Annotated in this window: 14 protein-coding genes; 7 read left to right on the forward strand and 7 right to left on the reverse strand. The window is 70.1% G+C overall.

Translation table 11 applies throughout. The annotated features are described in order from the left end of the window. Positions 1 to 25: 25 nt before the first annotated feature. Positions 26 to 274: a hypothetical protein gene (locus ACIQU4_RS35885; RefSeq protein ID WP_403739994.1), complete on the reverse strand. Its 249-nt coding sequence runs from the start codon at positions 272 to 274 to the stop codon at positions 26 to 28. Between the two features lie 45 nt (positions 275 to 319). On the opposite strand from ACIQU4_RS35885, the gene ACIQU4_RS35890 reads away from it, so the two are divergent. After that, positions 320 to 1,459, forward strand: coding sequence for an FAD-dependent oxidoreductase (locus ACIQU4_RS35890; RefSeq protein ID WP_403739998.1), 1,140 nt, complete (start codon positions 320 to 322; stop codon positions 1,457 to 1,459). Here the strand turns inward: ACIQU4_RS35890 and mltG are convergent. Both mltG and ACIQU4_RS35900 read right to left on the reverse strand, forming a co-directional pair. After that, positions 1,456 to 2,364 (reverse strand): endolytic transglycosylase MltG, encoded by a 909-nt coding sequence (gene mltG, locus ACIQU4_RS35895; RefSeq protein WP_403740001.1) that lies wholly within the window; start codon positions 2,362 to 2,364, stop codon positions 1,456 to 1,458. The two genes, ACIQU4_RS35890 and mltG, sit on opposite strands and share 4 nt — an antisense overlap. Before the next feature lie 63 nt (positions 2,365 to 2,427). After that, positions 2,428 to 4,284: an ABC transporter ATP-binding protein gene (locus ACIQU4_RS35900; protein ID WP_403740003.1), complete on the reverse strand. Its 1,857-nt coding sequence runs from the start codon at positions 4,282 to 4,284 to the stop codon at positions 2,428 to 2,430. Positions 4,285 to 4,396: 112 nt separating this feature from the next. Between ACIQU4_RS35900 and ACIQU4_RS35905 the strand changes: the two genes are divergently transcribed. The 4 genes from ACIQU4_RS35905 (at position 4,397) to ACIQU4_RS35920 (ending at position 11,611) form a co-directional block, all read left to right on the forward strand. Continuing rightward, a complete protein-coding gene (locus ACIQU4_RS35905; RefSeq protein ID WP_403740005.1) occupies positions 4,397 to 4,858 on the forward strand; it encodes a MarR family winged helix-turn-helix transcriptional regulator in 462 nt (153 codons plus the stop codon). A gap of 65 nt (positions 4,859 to 4,923) precedes the next feature. Continuing rightward, entirely contained in the window at positions 4,924 to 7,860 is a 2,937-nt protein-coding gene (locus ACIQU4_RS35910; RefSeq protein WP_403740008.1) for an FAD-binding and (Fe-S)-binding domain-containing protein, read from the forward strand. A gap of 134 nt (positions 7,861 to 7,994) precedes the next feature. Continuing rightward, positions 7,995 to 9,833 carry an ABC transporter transmembrane domain-containing protein gene (locus ACIQU4_RS35915; protein ID WP_403740011.1) on the forward strand — a complete coding sequence of 613 codons (1,839 nt, stop codon included), beginning with the start codon at positions 7,995 to 7,997 and terminating at the stop codon, positions 9,831 to 9,833. Further along, complete coding sequence (locus ACIQU4_RS35920) at positions 9,830 to 11,611, forward strand: ABC transporter ATP-binding protein (protein WP_403740014.1); 1,782 nt, start codon at positions 9,830 to 9,832, stop codon at positions 11,609 to 11,611. Before ACIQU4_RS35915 ends, ACIQU4_RS35920 begins: the two co-directional genes overlap by 4 nt. A gap of 262 nt (positions 11,612 to 11,873) precedes the next feature. Here the strand turns inward: ACIQU4_RS35920 and ACIQU4_RS35925 are convergent, their stop codons facing one another. The 4 genes from ACIQU4_RS35925 to ACIQU4_RS35940 all read right to left on the reverse strand — a co-directional run bounded on the left by ACIQU4_RS35925 (position 11,874) and on the right by ACIQU4_RS35940 (position 16,581). Beyond that, the gene (locus ACIQU4_RS35925) at positions 11,874 to 13,448 is read right to left on the reverse strand and encodes a pentapeptide repeat-containing protein (protein ID WP_403740016.1); all 1,575 of its coding nucleotides are present in this window, start codon (positions 13,446 to 13,448) and stop codon (positions 11,874 to 11,876) included. A gap of 241 nt (positions 13,449 to 13,689) precedes the next feature. Continuing rightward, on the reverse strand, positions 13,690 to 14,259 hold the full coding sequence (locus ACIQU4_RS35930; RefSeq protein WP_403740019.1) for a type II toxin-antitoxin system HicB family antitoxin: 570 nt from the start codon (positions 14,257 to 14,259) through the stop codon (positions 13,690 to 13,692). Next, on the reverse strand, positions 14,256 to 14,447 hold the full coding sequence (locus tag ACIQU4_RS35935) for a hypothetical protein (protein ID WP_403740021.1): 192 nt from the start codon (positions 14,445 to 14,447) through the stop codon (positions 14,256 to 14,258). Before ACIQU4_RS35935 ends, ACIQU4_RS35930 begins: the two co-directional genes overlap by 4 nt. A 427-nt stretch (positions 14,448 to 14,874) precedes the next feature. Beyond that, positions 14,875 to 16,581 (reverse strand): hypothetical protein, encoded by a 1,707-nt coding sequence (locus ACIQU4_RS35940; protein ID WP_403740024.1) that lies wholly within the window; start codon positions 16,579 to 16,581, stop codon positions 14,875 to 14,877. Between the two features lie 316 nt (positions 16,582 to 16,897). Between ACIQU4_RS35940 and ACIQU4_RS35945 the strand changes: the two genes are divergently transcribed. Both ACIQU4_RS35945 and ACIQU4_RS35950 read left to right on the forward strand, forming a co-directional pair. Beyond that, a complete protein-coding gene (locus tag ACIQU4_RS35945; protein ID WP_403740027.1) occupies positions 16,898 to 17,194 on the forward strand; it encodes a hypothetical protein in 297 nt (98 codons plus the stop codon). Next, positions 17,191 to 17,460: a hypothetical protein gene (locus ACIQU4_RS35950; RefSeq protein WP_403740029.1), complete on the forward strand. Its 270-nt coding sequence runs from the start codon at positions 17,191 to 17,193 to the stop codon at positions 17,458 to 17,460. Before ACIQU4_RS35945 ends, ACIQU4_RS35950 begins: the two co-directional genes overlap by 4 nt. Positions 17,461 to 17,669: the final 209 nt, after the last annotated feature.

The raw sequence follows: 17,669 nt of genomic DNA on the forward strand, positions 1-17,669 counted from the left end.
CCCCGCCCGAATCACCCCGCCTGAATCACCCCTCCGGAGTCACCCCGGGCCGGTCAGGGCTCCGGCGATCGCCCGGCCGGTCGGTGCCGCCGTCAGATAGGGCCGTACGTCGTGCGCCCGAGCCCCCGTTGTGGACCGACAGGTCCCGCACCCGCTCCCCGAAGCGCGGCCCGAGCTCCTTGGCCAGCGCCACGAGGTCGCCGCGGTCGGCGACGTTGATCCACTGCCGCACGGGTGCGGGCCAGCGGCCCCGTCCCCGGGAGGGCTCCGCCATCGGGCGGCCGGGAAGATCTCGCCGGATCCCCGAGTTGGTAGAACCGTGAACGATTTCAGGCAGGGTGCGGCGGACGTCGACGTGGTGGTCGTCGGGGGCGGTCAGGCGGGGTTGTCCAGCGCGTACCACCTGGCCCGGGCCGGGATCGGGTACGTGGTGCTCGACCACGCACCGCGTCCCGGCGGCGCGTGGCAGTTCCGCTGGCCGTCGCTGACGTACGGCAAGGTGCACGGGATGCACGCGCTGCCCGGCATGGAGCTCACGGACGCCGACCCGCTGCGGCCGTCCTCGGCGGTGATCGGGGAGTACTTCGCGGCGTACGAGGAGCGGTTCGGGCTGCGCGTACGGCGACCCGTACACGTCACGGCCGTACGGGACGGGGGTGACGGGGGGCTGCGGGTGGAGTCCCCGGCCGGGATCTGGACCGCGCGGGCGCTGATCAACGCGACCGGGACCTGGGACCGGCCGTTCTGGCCGCGCTACCCGGGCCAGGAGGCCTTCCGGGGCCGACAGCTGCATACCGCGAACTACCCGGGTCCCCAGGAGTTCGCCGGGGCCCGGGTCGTCGTGGTGGGCGGCGGCACCTCAGCGGTACAGCACCTGCTGGAGATCGCCGAGGTGGCGGCGGAGACCACGTGGGTGACCCGCCGGCCCCCGGTGTTCCGCGACGGGAGCTTCGGCGAGGCCGAGGGCCGTGCCGCGGTGGCCCTGGTCGACGAGCGGGTGCGCCAGGGGCTGGCGCCGCAGAGCGTGGTCAGCGTGACCGGGCTCCCGCTGAACGAGGCCGTCCGGGCCGGGCTGGCCTCGGGGGTGCTGGAGCGGCGGCCGATGTTCGAGCGGATCACGGCGACGGGGATCGCCTGGGCGGACGGGCGGCAGGCGGAGGCCGACGTGCTCCTGTGGGCCACCGGGTTCCGGGCCGCCATCGAGCACCTGGCACCGCTGCACCTGCGCGAGCCCGGCGGTGGCATCCGGGTCGAGGGCACCCGCGCGGTCCGCGACGAGCGGATCCACCTGGTCGGCTACGGCCCGTCGGCGTCGACGATCGGCGCGAACCGCGCCGGCGGCGCCGCGGTCCGTGAGATACGCCGCCTGCTGGTCGGCGGCACGGACGGCACGGACGGGACCGACCGTACGGGCGGCACGGACGGCACCCTCGAACCGGCCGCCGTCCACTCCGCCTAGCCGGCGCGGGAGCCCGCCCGGGCGGGCCCGGCGGCGGCCTCGCGGGTCCCCGAACCCGTCCCCGTACTCGCACCGGCACCGGCACCGGCCCGGATCCGGTTGAACTCGGCGACGTGCTTCCTGTGCTCCTCGTACGTCGCCGAGAAGCGGGTGTCCCCCGGCTTCACGGTGACGAAGAACAGCCAGTCTCCGGGCGTCGGCGCGACGGCCGCGGTCATGGCCTCAAGGCCCGGGCTGTCGATCGGCGTCGGCGGGAGCCCTTGGCGCTCGTAGGTGTTGAAGGGGCTGTCGATCCGCGTTTCGCTCAGCTTGGTGTCCACCGTGCTGCGGCCCAGCGCGTAGTTGATGGTGGAGTCCATCTGAAGCGGCATCGACCGCGCCAGCCGGTTGTGCACCACCCGGGCGACCTTGCCCCGGTCGCTGCGCGATTCGGCTTCCGCCTCGATGATGCTGGCGAGCGTGGCCGTCTGATACGGGGTCATCCCGTGCGCCTTGGAGCCGTCGGCGACGGCCTTGGCCGCCAGCTTCCGGTTGGCCGTGTCCACCATGTACGCGAGCAGGGCGGCCGGCGTGGACTTGGAGGTCACCGGATACGTCGCCGGGAACAGGAAGCCCTCCGGATTGCCCTTCGCCTCCGTGGGCAGGGCCAGTCCGGCCGTGGGAACCGCCGCCTTGGTGGAGCCGGCCGGGAGCTTCAGCTCACGGTCGATCGCGGCGTACACCTGGGGTGCCCGCCAGCCCTCCGGGATGGTCAACTGGCGCGGCTTCTCGGGGGCGTCCCCGTTCCGCAGCAGCGGAAACAGAGCGGCCGCACCGATGGCGAGCATCATGCCGAGGAAGAGCGCCAGACGGCCCCGGCGAGTGAGCCGGGAGCGACGCCGTGGCGGCTGGTACTCATGGCGCATGCGGGCACGCTAACCCGCGAAACGCCATATTTACGGCACCACACTCGCACGCCGGTCATACGATCACACGTTTACCGGTGCGGGTTGCGCGACCTTCTCGGGCACGAGCGCGGCTTCCCGGTCCCGGCGGACCAGGGCCGCATACCGGCCGTCCGCCTCCAGCAGCTCCTCGTGCGTACCGCGCTCGGCGATACGGCCCTTGTCCAGGACGACGATCTGGTCGGCGTCGCGGACGGTGGAGAGCCGGTGCGCGATGGTGATCGTGGTGCGGCCTTGGGACAGGTTGTCGATGGCCCGCTGCACGGCATGCTCGGTGCGGGTGTCGAGCGCGCTGGTGGCCTCGTCGAGGATGAGCACCGGCGGGTCGCGCAAGATGGTGCGGGCGATGGCGAGGCGCTGCTTCTCGCCTCCGGAGAAGCGGTAGCCGCGCTCGCCGACCAGGGTGTCGTACCCGTCGGGCAGGGACTCGATGTGCTCGTGGATCTGGGCCGCGCGGGCCGCCTCTGCTATCTCCTCGTCGGTGGCGTCCGGCTTGGCGAAGCGGAGGTTGTCGGCGACCGAGGCGTGGAACAGGTAGGTCTCCTGGGAGACCACGCCGATGGAGCGGGCCAGCGAGTCGAAGTCGAGATCGCGGACGTCCACCCCGTCGAGGGCGACCCGGCCGCCGGTCACATCGTAGAGCCGGGGCACGAGGTAGCTCAGCGTGCTCTTGCCGGAGCCGGTCGGGCCGACCACGGCGAGCGAGCCGCCGGCCGGGACGGTGATGTCGATCCCCGTCAGCGTGGGCCCGTGCTTGGCCTCGTACGCGAAGTGCACGTCCTCCAGCCGGATCTCGCCCCGGGCCCGGTCCAGGCGTACCGCGTCCGCGCGCTCGGTGATGTCCACCGGCAGGTCGAGGTACTCGAAGATGCGTCCGAACAGGGCGAGCGAGGTCTGGATCTGCACGCCGGTCGACAGCAGGCTCACGGCGGGCCGGAACAGGCCCTGCTGGAGGGTGACGAAGGCGACGAGGGTGCCGACCGACAGCGAGGGGGCGCCCGGCTGGAGGGTTATGCCGGCGGCCCAGTAGATGAGCGCGGGCATGGCGGCCATGACGATGCCGATGGTCGACATCCGCCAGCGCCCGGCCATGCTGGAGCGCACCTCGAGGTCGACGAGCTTCTCGGACTCGTCGGAGAAGGACCGGGTCAGCGAATCGGCGCGGCCCATGGTGCGGCCGAGCAGGATGCCGCTCACCGACAGCGACTCGGTGACCGTCGCGGCCATGGCCGCCATCTGCTTCTGACGCTGCAGGGTGATCTTCTTGCGCTCGCGGCCCACGCGCCGGCTGATCCACACGAACAGGGGCAGCAGGAGCAGCGAGACGAGGGTGAGCCGCCAGTCGAGCGCGAGCATCGCGACGATCGAGGCGATCACGGCCGTCAGGTTGGAGACGAGCGAGGTCGCGGTGGAGGTGACGGTCGCCTGCATGCCACCGATGTCGTTGGCTATGCGGGACTGCACCTCACCGGTCCGGGTGCGGGTGAAGAAGGCCAGCGGCATCCGCTGGAGCTGGGCGTACACGGCGGTGCGCAGGTCGTGCATGACGCGCTGGCCGACGGTGGTGGAGATCAGGGTCTGGAGCACGCCGAAGACGCTGGTGACGACGGCGGTGAGGATCATGCCGAGCGCGAGCAGGCTCAGCAGCCCGGTGCGCCCCTGCGGGATGGCGACGTCCAGGATCTCTTTCAGCAGGAACGGCGAGGCCACCGCGACCAGCGAGGAGGCACAGACGAGCAGCCCCACGACGGCGAGGCGGCCGCGGTAGGGGCGGAACAGGCCCACGATCCGGCGCAGCTCGCGCGGCTGCTCCGCGGGGGCGGGGCGGTTGGGATCGAGGGCTTCTTTCGATGGGATCCATTTCGGCTCTTCGGGGCGCATGGGCCTCCTTCTGGCGAGACCTGACTGAGTACAAGAACTACGAGACTCAAATGAGCATAGCTCATTGTTACCTATACTCACAATGAATGTGGTCCTGGTACTGTTTCCCAGTATGAGGACCGCTTCCGAAACCGACAGCACGGACGGCGTGCTCGCCGAGCAGCTGCTGCGGCTGACCCGCCGGCTCCACCGGATCCAGAAGCACCACCTGGAACCGCTCGGCATCACCCCCGCCCAGAGCCGGCTGCTGCGCCTCGTCTCGCACTACGACGGCGACCGGCCGCCCCGGATGGCGGACCTCGCCGCCCGCCTGGAAGTCGTGCCCCGGGCCGTGACCACGCTGGTGGACGGCCTGGAGGCCGCCGGATGCGTACGCCGCGCGCCCGATCCGGCGAACCGGCGGGTCATAAGGATCGAGCTGACCGACACGGGCCGCGCCACGCTGCGCCGCCTGCGCAGCGCGCGAACCGGCGCGGCAGAGGAGATCCTGGCTCCGTTGACCGCCGAGCAGCGCGAGGTGCTCGGCGGCCTGCTGAACGCTCTGACGGACGCCCCACTGGAGCACGGCTGCTGAGAGGGCCGCCCCGGGGCCGCAGAGAGTTCCTCGGACTGGGCCGAACGAGTAAGCGAGGGTCACGCATGCCGCTGCTGGAACCGAAGCCCGGCGCCCTGCGGCCGCACAGCGTCGGCGGCCCCGCCCCCGACCGGGTCCCCGACCACCGCGGCGCCGGCACCCCTGAGCCGCTGCGCACCGAGCTGACGGCGCTGCTGGGCGCCGAAAAGGTGCTGTGGAAGATCTCCGACCTGGTCCGCTACGCCTCCGACGCCTCGCCGTACCGGTTCGTGCCGCAGGTGGTGGTGATCGCCGAGGACATCGACGACGTCTCCGCGGTCCTCTCGTACGCACACGGCCGCGGGCGCGAGGTCGTCTTCCGCGCCGCCGGGACCTCGCTGAACGGCCAGGCCCAGGGCGAGGACATCCTGGTCGACGTACGCCGCCACTGGGCCGGCATCGAGGTGCTGGAGGAGGGCCGCCGCGCCCGGATCCGGCCCGGCACCACCGTGGCGCGGGCCAATGCCGCCCTCGCCCGGCACGGCCGCGTCCTCGGCCCCGACCCAGCGAGCGCCATCGCCTGCACGCTCGGCGGGGTCGTCGCCAACAACGCGTCCGGCATGACGGCGGGGACCACGAGGAACTCGTACCGCACCCTCTCCTCGCTGACCTTCGTGCTGCCCGGCGGGACCGTCGTGGACACCGCCGATCCCCTGGCGGACGAGGAACTGGCGCACGCGGAACCGGCGCTGTGCCGCGGGCTGATGGAGATCAGGCGCGAGATCGAGGCCGACCCGGAGCTCGTCGCGCGGATCCGGGCCAAGTACGAGATCAAGAACACCACCGGCTACCGCCTCGACGCGTACCTGGACGGCGCCACCCCCGTCGAGATCCTGCGCGGCCTGATGGTCGGCTCGGAGGGCACGCTCGGGTTCATCTCCGAGGTCGTCTTCGACACCGTGCCGCTGGACCGCGAGCTCACCAGCGCGCTGCTCTTCTTCCCCTCGCTGCCCGCCGCGGCGGCTGCCGTACCGCGGTTCAACGAGGCGGGCGCCCTCGCCGTGGAGGTGATGGACGGCAACACCCTGCGCGCCTCGGTCAGCGTCGAGGGCGTCCCCGCCGACTGGGCCGGGCTGCCGAAGGACACCACCGCCCTGCTGGTGGAGTTCCGCGCGCCGGACGAGGCGGGCCGCGTGGAGTACGAACGCCGCGCCGCCGAGGTCCTCGCCGGGCTGGACCTGGTCGCTCCGGTGGCCTCGATCACCAACGCGTTCACCCGCGACGCGAGGACGATCAACGGGTACTGGAAGGCCCGCAAGGCCTTCGTCACCGCCGTCGGCGGAGCCCGCGCCCCCGGCACCACCCTGATCACCGAGGACTTCGCGGTGCCGCCCTCCCGGCTGGCCGAGGCCTGCGAGGCGCTCCTCTCGCTCCAGACCGAGCACGGCTTCGACGCTGCCGTCGCCGGCCACGCGGCCCACGGCAACCTGCACTTCCTGCTCGCCTTCGACGCGGCGAAGCCCGCCGACGTCGAGCGGTACGGGGCCTTCATGGACGCCTTCTGCCGGCTGACGGTGGAGCGGTTCGACGGCTCGCTGAAGGCCGAGCACTCCACCGGCCGCAACATGGCCCCCTTCCTGGAACTGGAGTGGGGGCCCCGGGCCACCGAGCTGATGTGGCGGACGAAGCGGGTCGTCGACCCGGACGGGCTGCTCGCCCCGCGCATCCTCCTCGACCGCGACCCGGCGGCCCATCTGCGCGGGCTCAAGACGATCCCGCGGGTGGAGGCGGTGGCCGACCCCTGCATCGAGTGCGGGTTCTGCGAACCGACCTGCCCCAGCGAGGACCTGACGACCACGCCGCGCCAACGGATCGTGCTGCGCCGGGAGATGATGCGCCAGCAACCGGGCTCCCGGGTGCTGGACGGACTCCTCGACGCCTACGGCTACGACGCCGTGGACACCTGCGCGGGCGACTCCACCTGCAAGCTGGCCTGCCCCGTCGGCATCGACACGGGTGCGCTGATGCGGGAGTTCCGCCACCGCCGGCACAGCCCGCGCGAGGAGCGGGCCGCCGAGCTCGCCGCGCAGCGGTTCAAGGCCGTGGAGGGCTCCGCCCGGCTGGCCGTGGCCGCCGCCGACAAGATCACTGCCCGGGTCGGTGACCGTCTGCTGGAGGCCGTCACCGCGCTCGCGCGCAAGGCCGTACGACCCGACCTGGTTCCGCAGTGGCTGCCGCAGCTTCCCGGCGCCGCCGCCGGGAAGCTGCCCCGGACCGAGCGGGTGGGCGCGGCGGCCGTGTACTACCCGGCCTGTGTGAACCGGATCTTCGGCGGCCCGCAGGGCCGGCCCGGCCCCTCACTGCCCGAGGCCGTGGTGGCGGTGTCGGAGCGGGCCGGGAAGCCGGTGTGGATCCCCGGCGACGTCGCGGGCACCTGCTGCGCGACGATCTGGCACTCGAAGGGCTATGACGCCGGCAACCGGGTGATGGCCAACCGGATCGTGGAGGCCGCCTACGGCTGGACCGCCGGCGGGCGGCTGCCGCTGGTGGTCGACGCCTCCTCGTGCACGCTGGGCATCGCGCACGAGGTGGTCCCGTACCTGACGGACGACAACCGGGCGCTGCACGCGGAGCTGACGGTCATCGACTCCGTCGTGTGGGCGGCGGACGAGCTGCTGCCGCACCTGGAGGTCCGGCGCACGGTGGGCTCGGCCGTGCTCCATCCGACCTGCTCGATGCACCACTTGGGTGACGTGGCGCAGCTGCGGGCGGTGGCCGAGGCCTGTGCGACGGAGGTGGTGGTTCCGGACGATGCGGGCTGCTGTGCCTTCGCGGGCGACCGGGGCATGCTGCATCCGGAGCTGACGGCCTCGGCGACGGAGCGCGAGGCGGCGGAGGTGATCTCGCGCCCGTTCGACGCGCATCTGTCGGCGAACCGGATGTGCGAGGTGGGCATGGACCGGGCCACCGGCCGCAGTTACCACTCGGCGCTGCTGGAGCTGGAGTGGGCGACCCGTCCTTGACCGGGCGGTCCGCGGCCGGACGCGCCGCACACCCCGCTGCGTAGGGCCTTGGCCAACGCAAAATCGATTGCCCGGAACCGGTCCGGAAGGCGAACCTTGCACGGTTTGGACCACTCGACCAGTCATGGGGCGTCATGCAGATCAGCGATCTTCCGTATCCGGATCCCGGGGTACCCGACGCCCGTTCAGGCCCGCGCTTCCTCGTGTGGCTGGGGCGCGGCCAACTCGGCGGACAGGCCAGGAGCCTGTGCTGGGGACTGGTGCACTTCTGCGGCGTCGCCGGGCTGCCGTACGTGGTGGGCCTGGGCGTCGACGCGGTCGTCCGGCGCGACGGCACCCGGCTGCTGCTGGTCGGGGTGCTGCTGGTACTGATCGGCGTCGCCATCTCGGTCGGCGACGCGATGCTCCACCGGACCGCCGTCACCAACTGGATCACCGCCGCCGCGCGGGTGCAGCAGCTGCTCGCCCGCAAGACCGCCGAACTGGGCTCGGCCCTGACCCGGCGGGTCGCGGCGGGCGAAGTGGTCGCGGTCTCCACGGGCGACGTGGAGAAGATCGGCTGGTTCGTCGAGGCGGTCTCCCGCTTCCTCGCCGCCGCCTTCTCCGTCGTCGCCATCTGCGTCGGCCTGCTGTTCTACGCGCCCGCCATCGGCGTGGTCGTCGCGATCTGCGTCCCCGTGCTGGCGCTTTCCGTGCTGCCGCTGCTGCCGCGCGCCACCCGGCGCGCCGACGTGCAGCGCGAGAAGGCCGGCAAGGCCACCGAACTCGCCTCCGACACCGTCGCCGGCCTGCGGGTGCTGCGCGGCATCGGCGGCGAGGAGCTGTTCCTGGGCCGCTACCGCGAGGCCTCGCAGGAGGTCCGCAAGGCGGCCGTGCGCAGCGCCCGGATGTGGGCGCTGATCTCCGCGATCCAGGTACTGCTCCCGGGCGCCCTGCTGATCACCGTGGTCTGGTACGGCTCCGTGCTCGTGCTGGACGGCCGGCTGGAGGTCGGTGAACTCGTCGCCGCCTTCAGCGCGGTGGCCACGATGCTCTACCCGCTGCGGCACTTCGAGGAGATCGCCATGGCGTACTCCTTCTCCCGGCCCTCCGCCGCGCGGGCCGCGCGGGTGCTGTCGCTGACGCGTACGGACGCCCCCGAGCCGGAGGCACCCGACGCCGGGATCCCGCGGGCTCCGGCCCCGGGCGGGGACCTGTACGACCCCGCGACGGGGCTGCTGGCCCCGGCGGGCCGGTTCACCGCCGTGGTGTGCGGGGATCCGGACCTGGCGGGGCGGCTCGCCGAGCGCCTCGGCGGGCATCCGGCGGACGACGGCCCGGCTGCCGAGCGGGTCTCGGTGCTGCTGGGCGGGGTCGCGCTGGACGAGCTGGCGCTGGACACCGCGCGCACGCTGGTCCTCGTACAGGACAAGGACCCGGTGCTGCTGTCCGGGACGCTGCGCGAACTGTTCGCCGTACCGGCGTCCGGAGCGGTCGAGCCCGGGGCGGCGCTGGCCGCCGCCCAGTGCGCGGACGTCCTGGACGCGCTGCTGCAGTCGGCGCCGGACGGGGTGGAGGACCCGATGGACGCGCGGATCACCGAGCGCGGCCGGTCCCTCTCCGGCGGGCAGCGCCAGCGGCTCGCGCTGGCCCGGTCCCTGGCCACCGACCCGGAGGTGCTGGTCCTGGACGAGCCGACCTCGGCGGTCGACTCGCACACCGAGGCGCGGATCGCGGACGGGATCACCACCCTGCGCGCCGGGCGCACGACGGTGGTGCTGGCCTCCTCGCCGCTGCTCCTGGACCGCGCGGACCGGGTGGTCCTGATCCACGAGGGCGCGGTCGCCGCGACCGGTACGCACCGCGAACTGCTGCACGGCGAACCGCTCTACAGGGCGGTCGTCACCCGCGAGACCGACGAGGAACAGCGGGTGGCCCGGCTGGAGCTGACCCGGCTGGAAGACGTACTCACAGAGATCGAGGAATCTGCATGATCGGCGTGGCGCCGCCGCAATACGACCCGGCGGCCCCCGCATCGGCCGCCACCCTGCCCGTGGGCACGACGGCGACCGTACGGGGCTATGTGCGCGGCCTGCTGCGCCGCCACCGGCGGGCCTTCGTGGTGCTGGTGACGGTCAACGCGGCCGCGGTGACCGCCTCCATGGTCGGCCCGTACCTGCTGGGCCGGGTCGTGGACCAGCTGGCGGCGGGGGCCCGTGAGCTCCATCTGGGGCGCGTGGCCCTGCTGTTCGCGCTGGCCCTCGTGGTCCAGACGTTCTTCGTGCGGCTGGTCCGGCTGCGCGGCGCGATGCTCGGCGAGGAGATGCTGGCCGATCTGCGCGAGGACTTCCTGGTGCGGTCCGTGGGCCTGCCCCCGGGCGTGCTGGAGCGGGCCGGCACCGGTGACCTGCTGTCGCGCATCACCACCGACATCGACCGGCTGGCCAACGCGATGCGCGAGGCCGTGCCGCAGCTGGCCATCGGCGTGGTCTGGATCGGGCTGCTCTTCGGGGCGCTCACGGTGACCGCGCCGCCGCTGGCCCTGGCCTCGCTGGTGGCGCTGCCGGTGCTGGTGACCGGCTGCCGCTGGTACTTCCGGCGGGCGCCGTCGGCGTACCGCTCGGAGGCGGCCGGGTACGCGGCGGTCGCGGCCGTGCTCACCGAGACGGTGGACGCCGGACGCACGGTCGAGGCGCACCGCCTCGGGCCGGGCCGGATCGCCCTGTCGGAGCGGCGGATCAAGGAGTGGACGGCGTGGGAGCGGTACACGCTGTACCTGCGGACGGTCCTCTTCCCCGTCGTCAACGTCACCTTCGTGACGATCCTCGGCTCCGTGCTGATGATCGGCGGCTACTGCGTGCTCCAGGGCTGGATGTCCGTGGGACAGCTGACCACCGGTGCGCTGCTGGCGCAGATGATGGTCGATCCGATCGGCCTGATCCTGCGCTGGTACGACGAGCTGCAGGTCGCCCAGGTGTCGCTCGCCCGCCTGGTGGGCGTACGGGAGATCGAGCCGGACGCGGGTGACGCGGGCGTCTCCCCGGCGGGGCGGGACGTCCGGGCCGACGAGGTGCGCTTCGGCTACCGGGAGGGCGTGGACGTGCTGCACCAGGTGTCGATGTCCGTGCCGCCGGGCACCCGGATGGCGCTGGTCGGCCCCTCGGGGGCGGGCAAGTCCACGCTGGGCCGGCTGTTGGCGGGGATCTACGCACCGCGGACCGGCGAGGTCACCCTCGGCGGGGCGCAGCTGTCGCGGATGCCCGCGGAGCGGGTGCGCGAGCAGGTGGCGCTGGTCAACCAGGAGCACCACGTGTTCGTGGGCTCGCTGCGGGACAACCTGCGGCTGGCGCGCACCGGGGCCGGTGACGCCGAGCTGTGGGCGGCGCTGGGCGCGGTGGACGCGGACGGCTGGGCCCGGGCGCTGGAGAGCGGCCTGGACACCGAGGTGGGCTCGGGCGGTACGGCGCTGACCCCGGCGCAGGCGCAGCAGATCGCGCTGGCCCGGCTGGTGCTGGCAGATCCGCACACACTGGTGCTGGACGAGGCCACCTCGCTGCTGGACCCGCGGGCCGCGCGGCATTTGGAGCGTTCGCTGGCCCGGGTGCTGGACGGCCGTACGGTGATCGCGATCGCGCACCGGCTGCACACCGCGCACGACGCGGACGTGATCGCGGTGGTCGAGGGAGGCCGGATCAGCGAACTGGGCTCGCACGACGAGCTGGTCGCGGCCGATGGCGCGTACGCGGCCTTGTGGCGCTCCTGGCACGGCTGACCGGCCCGCACCGCCTGCCTCTAGGATCCGCGAGTCGATGCGCAATGTCGGCGCCTGATGCGCAGTGAATGCGCAAATCCGGGAGTCATTGCGCAATGACTCCGGACCGCAACTGTGGTACTGACCTCTTGTGATCTTTCGGGACAAGGTGCTGAGCGATCCCCAACTGGCCCTCCGCGAGAACATTCCAGTCTCGCTCCGAAGGCACACAGCCGTCCACGCCGCCGCCGAAGCAGCAGAAGCCGACAACGTCATTGCCTGGTTAACGCTTAATGCGGCCACGCATGGCGAGGAGAGCCAAGCCTAGGAAGATTGGTTCGATTAGCCGACTGGCCATCTCAACATAGGTCCCGATAGGGGTGAGGTTTTGAGCACTGGTGCGAAAGAGGACCGAGTTGAGGGCCACTGGGACGGCTCTGCCCAGCCGCTCAGTGGACACCCGTCCTCCACCGTGAAACTTCACATCAGGGGTGTCCACCTTCAGGTTCAGCATCTTCCCCGCAGCCGGGAGGACCCCGGTAATCTCCGGCTTTGGGGCTTTGTTCGGTAGGCCCCATGCCATTAGCGCCAAGATGGTCAAGAGCATTGAAGCCAGTAGGCAGGCTAGCGCCCGGGAGGCCCTGAGTCCGTAACCAGAAACAAACCAATACACCCTCAGGAGAATACTTTCCCCCCATGGCGTGTGTGGACTGCGGCGACGCATTTCCATTTCGCCATAATAGAAGTCAGCGGCTCCCGGCTCATTTTTCCCATCTTCCAGGCTTTTGCGTAGCTGCCGATACAGTGAGGCCAGCAGCTCCGGGTCGACGGAAGGATGGGCAGCGAGGTGCTGTAGATCTGCAGCGGAGCCATCACGCGTTGTTGCATCGCTTTTCTGCCAGCCCCGCCATTGGTACTCCTCGGCAAGCACACTTCGCCTGCTCCGATTGGCTGGAGGGCGCAGAAAGTTGGCGCGTCCTGAGAGATGGAGCCGATCAAGGTGGGAAGCCCCAGAGAACACGGTGCCGGAGAGGTCGACATTGGTCAGCGTCAAGTATTCAGCGTCAACGCCGTTCAAGTACGTAATACGGACTTTGGGATCCCGACCTGCCAGGGGCGTCTCAAGCATTAGGCTCCCCTGGCTATCACTGAACTGTGTCGGATGAGCAGCCAAAGTAACCGGATGGCTAAAGTCTGCATCGGACAGGTCGACTAGCGCGTACCGGACCCGAATTCTAGCTGGACCACCGAAGCGTGTTTCGCGGCACGCAAGAGAAACGGCAGCGACATCCAAGTGAACCTGTTCATTGAACTCCGCAGCGCGAAGTGATAGAACGTCGGCGCAAGTCATCGTCGCTTCGAACCTACCTCGGAAGGACGCACCTTCGAAGCTAAGCTTGCTCCCCGTGGCGCTGACTCCACCGAAATCCACAAGACCGCCAGCGAACTGCGCACCGTCGAAGCTGCCCACGACGCCATCCAATTGTGCCCCTACAAATGAGACGTCACCATTCCCGAAATCAACCCCGGCGAGTGAGGCGTCACCCCCTGAAAATTTCGCACCGGCGAAGTCAACATCACCGCCACCGAACCGTGCGTCATCGAAAATTACCCCGCCAGAAAACTCCGCCTCCTTAAAGGAAACATTCCCGTTAGAGAAAACAGCGAAGTCAAAATTGGTGCGGCCCGCAAACTTGACGTCAGCGAACACAGTGTCGCTGCCGACAAATTGGACTTCACTGAAGCTGGCGTCACTGAACTCAGCCTCTTCGAAAAAGGTATTGCCGAAGATCGCGGTTCCGCCCGCATCGCGCAGGGCGTTCAGCAGGTCAAACAGCAGGGATGAAGTAAAGCGCACGCCCCTAAAGTCGACGTCCGCACGCGGGCCCAGGCCAGCAAGGGCTCGGCGTTGCTGGCGCCTGGATAGATGAGAGAGACAGTGACTATAGGACGGCCGTTCGACCCGCCTGCCTCGGCAGCCGGGGTGAGCGCAGGCGGGCCATGCGGGAGGTGGGGGCGGGACCATGCCTGCTGTTGTACGCTACCTCGCCGCGGAATCCGTGTAGCTGTCTGATGTGGCGCTGGAGACCCCGCGCGGATCAGGCTCGTTGACTGACGCGCGGCTGCGAGTACTGCGCAGCCCTTTCGGCGGCCTCCTTGAGCACCTCGACGCCATGCATGCGAGGATCTGCCACTGTGATGCGAGCGATCGCTGGACGGCTCGACCTTCTCCGTTGGCCTACCGTGCCTCCTTCTTTTGCCGGCGGTTTCGTCCCGGGCCGATCTTTTCCGCCAGCTGGGGCAAGCTGCGCGATGCGCTGATGTGAAACACCGAGCACAGCGCCGGCGTCCCGCACGGTCAGACCCGCCCGAATCAGCGACCGAGCAGCTTCCTGCTGGGCGGTACGCTCCGCTTCCTCGGCTGCCTGCCGCGCAGCCCGGGCACGCTCGAACCCACGCACCGCCGCTGCGGCTTCCTCCGGCAGCTCCGCCTCAAGCTCGATCTCGACCTTGTCGACAGAGATGTCGAACGTTAGCGCGACAGCCTCGCGCGCCATCTTGGCCGCCTCGATAAGGTTGAGACCCTGAGTGTGTACTCCGGGAACCTCGGGCACGTCAACGGCCCACCACTTCCCGGCGCGAATGGCCAGAGCACGGTAAAAGCTCATGCGCGGCTCGCCTCCTCGATGATCCTCGCAGCAGTGATGTCGTTGATCTCTGCCCGGCGAGGCACGGTGAGCTGCACCGTGCCTAGTACATAGAGGGCAGTGTTGGGGCCCACCCGGACGCGGATCAGGTCGAGGTCCTTCTTCTCGGCGATCAGCTTCAGTTCCGCGAGGAGTGCGCTGCGTCTCATCGTCGTTGGCTAAGCATACTAGACAGCCTTGTCTAATGTAAGTAGACAGATTTGGACCCTCTGTGGGTAGGCTACGAGGACCCTCAGGGGGCTGCAATTCGAGGTGCGGCATCCATCCCTGGCTTCCGCGTCCCGCGGCGGCTGCCGCAAGACGTGCGCAAATCCAGGGATCAGTGCGCATTCGTTACAGTCCGTAGCTGTCGTTGTCGATCTCTTGCGGTCTTTCGGAGAGGGGCACGCCGGGGGCTCCGTGCCGCAGCTCCCACCACACCGGAGGTCTTCGTCATGTTCAAGACCAGACCAGTGTCAACAGCGCTCGTGATCAATACACCTGGGCCGACGGGGAGGCTGGGCCCGCAGAGACCGTGATGTGGGACGGCTTACGGATGCGGATCGCGCCCCGGGCGGCTGTGCCGACGCAGTCCGGTCACGGTGTGGCTCCACCGGGCGGTGCGAGCGCCGCTTGAATCCAGGTTGTCGGCACGTCCTCGATCCAGTAGTCACTGTGGGCACGCAAGCGGCCGAGATTCACTTCGGCGACCTGCTCGTTATGCACCTGATCGCTCACCGCTTGCGGCATCGCCGTCGCAATCGGGTCCGTCTCCCGCCAGGCGTTGAGCCATCCGGCGGTTCTCTCCGAGGCGCGGAGGAAGAACCAGTCGTGGAAGTAGGACGGGAAGAAGCCCCGGTACAGGGACTTCAGCGGGGATCCACACGTGAGGAGATGGAGGTTCTCCTTCAGCGGCAGCGATGACGGCCCTTCCATGGCGAGGTGCCCCGCCGCGTCCCGGAGATTCTCGGGGACCTTCTCATTGGCCAGCAACCAGGTGCCCAGGACCGAACCCTGGCTGTGGGCGAACAGGACGACGCGATCCTCCCGGTGGCATTCGAGTTCACCTTGCAGCCCGTCCACGACCTCGTCGCGGTAGGAGCTGCCCGCCAGCGGGTGGTACCGGACCGGCCAGAAGCCGGCGACATCGGCGATCGTGCCGAAGACCTTGGGAACCGCCGAGAGCCTTCCGCGCATGATGACGAACACGAGCACTCCGGCGACGGTGGCGTGTGTGAGGACCAGTGCCACGGTCAGCGGCCAGCCGCTCCAGCTCGTGAGGATGGCCACCACCCAGACCACGGCCGCCAGGGCGGCGTAGACGACGACAGCCGCGCCGAGGGCACGCCGGATCAACTGCGGCAGCGCGGTCACGACGAGGTGGACGAAACTCCGAAGCCGGTAGGCATGGTTCTCCTCCCTCTCGGCTGCGTCCTTCCACTTAGAGGTGAAGGCCGTGAACGCGAACGCCACGGCGAAGCCCCCGATCGCGGCACACGCGACGATGGGCACGAGGTCGAGAAGCAGGACCCGGTCCCCTTCGGGGTCGGCCGCCCTGAGCAGGTGGGACGAAGCTGCCATGCCTGAGCTCCGGTCGACGACGGCCCCGATGTACTCCAGGTACGCCATCAGCCACCCGGCGCCGAGCCGAAGAATCGCGCCGGTCGCGTGGAGTACGAGGAAGACGAGCATCGTTACGACTGCGGCTGCCGAGTTCCACAGTGCCCAGGCGAGGACCAGGGCGATGAAGGTGGAGCCAAGTACGAAGAGCATCATCGCGTCGGCGCGTGGATCGGCGCCTGTCCCGAGTGCCGCAGCGGGTACGTCGCCGCCGTAGCCGAAGCTGTTGGGCCAGCTGCTGCGCTCCATCCGGGCTGGCTTGCACCCGAACACGACCGCGGCCACGACCAGGGCGAACAGCGCGTGGGCGCACGCGAGGACCGGGGGGATCCTACGTTCCGGCCGCAGCCAGGTCCGGCACAGGATCGCCACGGCGACGGCCGCAGCCGGAAGCCACGCGGACAGCGCCTCCGCCAGGAGCGCCTCGCCGGCCAGGCCCGGTACGTACTCCAGCACCGTCTCCGTGATGACGATCAGCCATGCCGTCAGCACCACGGTGGCCAACACGCACGCCAGGTGAGTGACGGCTGTGTAGCAGTCGCGCCACCGTCCGGCGGGTTTCATGTAACCGACGACGTTCAGAAGGGTGAAGGGGATGGCGAGGTACCAGAGGAAGCCGGCGACGCCGCGCGAGGTCCGCGACCAGTTGACGAGGGCGAGGTCATGAGCCGGGGTGTTGGGCACAACGTAGGACTCGATGCCCCTGTGGGGCCGCGCCGACGGTTCAAGGCCCACACTGCCCAATGCGCTCAGGGGACCGTGATCGCCGACGCCGTGGACGCGGATTTCAATCGGGCTCATACACCCAACACAGCACAGGCTGGACGGCTGGACAGCCCTGACACACGCCCGTACCTCTTAGGAGCGCACGGCTTGCGCCCGATGCCGTCGTCGTCTTCGCGAATTCACCTCGCCTGTCCCCTGCACTCGCCGGGGCCGAGCGCTCCAGGTTGCGTGACATCGCAGCGTCGTGGGGCCCCGGGACCGGACCGAACGCCGCATGGCGCTAGGGCTGTCGCAGGAACGGCTGCGGCTGGCCAGGGCAGGCGAGGACCTGCCGGCGAAAGACACGGTCGCCTCTCTTCCGTCCCTTCGGCGGCTCGCGGCCATGGGCGGGCCCGGGGCAGACAAGACGGATTTCGGAGACGAGGAAGTTCGCTCGGTCGGTGACGGCGAGCCGGTCCCCGGCGGAGACAATGACGAGGACACCGAGCTGGAAGCCGCCTTCCCAGGCGAGGAGAGCGCGCCCGCAGCCGACGAGACCGACTACTACCGCGATGTCTGGGAGATCCGGTGAGTACGCAGGCCGCCGAGGTCTTCGAGGGAGATGACCGCCAGTACAGCCCCACCCGGCTTGCCGGCTGGCTGCAGGAGGTCAACGGACCGGCACGTACGCAGCCCGAGCAGCTGACCATCGCCAAGCTGGCCGGTCTGCCGCCTGCGGTACAACGACCGGCGGGCAGTCTGGCACGCCAACATCGGCGCACGGGCTTCGATCGGCGAGGACGACATCGCCGGCTCTCTGCAGCCCCGGCCGATGCGCCAAACCGCTACCGGTGGTGACTACTGCCCTGCGGCCAAGGGCAGCATTGCTCACGCATGGCCGACGCGGTCTCTGCGCACCAAGCGCGGATTCCGGCTTTTCTGCATGAACCAGTGCGCGCCAAACCATGGAGCCTAAGACTTGTCCCGTAAATGATCTTCGAGTCGCCCTGGGCAGGGTCGGTCGCGGTGCGATCCGCTGGCCTATCCGGCGAGGGCGAGGTTGTACA

The organism is Streptomyces sp. NPDC090741 (assembly GCF_044769045.1).
In the GTDB taxonomy this organism is placed as follows: Bacteria; Actinomycetota; Actinomycetes; order Streptomycetales; family Streptomycetaceae; genus Streptomyces.